This window comes from Streptomyces sp. NPDC020801, from assembly GCF_044334385.1.
Classification (GTDB): Bacteria; Actinomycetota; Actinomycetes; order Streptomycetales; family Streptomycetaceae; genus Streptomyces.
In genome coordinates, this window is the sequence record NZ_JBIRST010000068.1 from 1 (window position 1) to 2741 (window position 2741).

The window sequence follows — 2741 nt, forward strand, 5'->3', positions numbered from 1 at the left end:
CGATCGTCTCCAACCTTACGGGCGGGCTCGTCGAGGCGTACACCGCCGACTACTGGGTCCGCCACGTCCGCGAGGCGGTCCGCTTCTCCGACGGAGCCCAGACCCTGCACGACCTGGGCGTGAGCACGTTCGTCGAGGTCGGCCCCGGCGGTGTGTTGAGCGGCATGGTCCAGGGCTGCCTGGACAGTCCGGTGACCGTTCCGGTGCTGCGTGCGGACCGTCCGGAGCGGCAGGCGCTCATCACGGGCCTTGCGCGGCTGCACACCCGTGGAGTTCCGGTGGACTGGAGAGCGTTCTTCTCCGGTGGCCGGACGGTGGATCTGCCGACGTACGCGTTCCAGCACGAGCGGTACTGGGTGGAGGCGCCGGAGCCGGTCGCTCCGGTGGCCGATCCGGTGGACGCGGAGTTCTGGGAAACCGTGGATCGCGAGGACCTGGAGGCCCTCGCCGGAACGTTGGACATTCGCGCCGACGACACGTTCAGCGAGGTCCTGCCCAGGCTCTCCTCGTGGCGTCGGCAGCGCAAGGAACAGTCCACCGTGGACGGTTGGCGCTACCACGAGACGTGGAAGCGGATCCCCGACCCCAACGGCACGCGCCGCCCCGGTGCGTGGCTCGTCCCGGTCAGCGCGGCGCGACTCGACGAGGAGTGGGTGGCCGCCTGCCTGAGCGGACTGACCGACCGGGGGCTGGATCCACTGCCGGTTCCAGTCGAGCCGGCCGCCGACCGGAAGTCCCTGGCCGGGCAACTCGCCGAGGCGGCGGGGACGAAGACCGTCGCTGGTGTGCTGTCGTTGCTCGCCATCGACGGCTCGCCCGCCCCGACGGCCGGACTGACCAACGGTGTCGCCCTGTCCGTACTGCTCGTCCAGGCACTGGGCGACGCGGGCATCGACGCCCCGCTGTGGTGCGCGACCCGCAACACGATGGGCGTCGGCCCCGCCGAGCCGGCGGACCCCGACCAGTCCCAGGTGTGGGGGCTGGGCCGGGTGGCCGCTCTGGAGCACTCACCGCGCTGGGGCGGCCTGGTCGACCTGCCTGAGGCGATCGACGACCGGGTCGCGGGTCGGCTCGCCGGGGTGCTGGGGCAGTCGGCCGAGGACCAGGTGGCCGTGCGTGCCCGGGGCGTGTTCGCCCGTCGGCTGTCCCGTGTCACGGGCGGCCACAAGGGCCGTACGTGGTCGCCGCGTGGCACGGTGCTGATCACCGGTGGTACGGGTGCGCTGGGTGGTCATGTGGCGCGCTGGCTGGCGGGTGCGGGTGCGGAGCACCTGGTGCTGACGAGTCGTCGGGGCATGGACGCCCCGGGTGCCGGTGAGCTGAAGTCGGAGCTGGAGGCGCTGGGTTCACGCGTGACCGTGGCCGCCTGTGACGTGGCCGACCGGGACGCCCTGCGCGCACTGCTGGACGAGCACCCCGTCAACGCCGTCGTGCACACGGCAGGCACCGCCGAGGCGGGCATGCTCACCGACACCACCCTTGACGACTTCGCGGCCACGGTATCCGCGAAGGCCCTCGGGGCCCGGTACCTCGACGAACTGCTCGCCGGCCGGGAGCTGGACGCCTTCGTCCTCTTCTCCTCCGTTTCCGGCGTCTGGGGCAGCGGCGGCCAGGCCGCCTACGCGGCGGCCAACGCCTTCCTGGACGGCCTGGCACGGCACCGCCGATCCCGCGGCCTCGCCGCGACCGCGATCGCCTGGGGCCCATGGGGCGAGGGCGGCATGGTCGCCGACACCGGGGACGAGGAGCGGCTGCGGCTGCGCGGCCTCAACGCGCTGCGGCCGCACCAGGCGGTGTCCGCACTGCAGTCCGCACTGAGCGGCGGTGACATCACGGTCACCGTGGCGGACGTCGACTGGGAGCGCTTCGTCGGCCCGTTCACCCTCAGCAGGCCCAGCGCGCTGCTGGGTGAGCTGCCCGAGGTCAGGAACGCACTGGCCGAGGAGCCCACCGAACAGGCCGACGAACCGTCGGCCCTGCGGAAGAAGCTCTCCGGGTTGTCCGAGGGCGAGCAGCAACGGCTGCTCGTGGACACGGTATGCGCCCGCGCGGCGGCCGTGCTCGGCCACAGCGGCTCCTCGGCGGTGGAGGCGGACCTGCCGTTCCGGGACCTCGGCTTCGACTCGCTGACAGCGATCGAGCTGCGCAACCTGCTCACCGCCGACACCGGCCTGACCCTGCCCGCGACGCTGGTCTTCGACTATCCGACATCCGAGGCCATCGCCCGCCACCTGCGGGCCGAACTCGCCGACGAGGAGGGCTCGTCCGAGGTCTCCGTCTTCAGCGAACTGGACCGGCTGGAGTCGGTGATCTCGGCGGTCTCCTCCGCCGAGGAGGCGGTCCGGTCGGGCGTGCGCAGGCGACTGCAGGAACTGCTGTCCCTGATGAACTCCACCGACGGCCGGGGCGAGAAGCCCGCCGACGCCCAGCGGCAGCTCGAGGACGCAACGATCGACGACATCTTCGACCTGGTCGATCAAGATCTGGGGAATTCCTAGTTCCTGGCCCTCTACCTTCGACAACAGCCAAGGACGGATGGGGCGGATGAGCAGCAACGAAGACAGGCTCCTCGAATACCTCAAGCGGGTCACCGGGGACCTTCGCCAGGTACGGGAGCGCCTGCGCGAGGTCGAGGAGAAGAACCAGGACCCCATCGCGATCGTGGGGATGGCCTGCCGGTATCCGGGTGGGGTGCGGTCGCCGGAGGATCTGTGGCGGCTGGTGTCCTCCGGCGGGGACGC

General features: G+C 71.7%; 2 protein-coding genes. Both read left to right on the forward strand.

Annotated features, from left to right (window positions below; genetic code table 11):
• A partial coding sequence (locus ACH4UM_RS41690) for an SDR family NAD(P)-dependent oxidoreductase (RefSeq protein ID WP_398191879.1) occupies positions 1-2498 on the forward strand: 2498 nt, incomplete at its 5' end.
• Between the two features lie 46 nt (positions 2499-2544).
• Positions 2545-2741 (forward strand): polyketide synthase docking domain-containing protein (locus ACH4UM_RS41695; protein WP_398191882.1); only part of this gene is annotated, 197 nt, incomplete at its 3' end.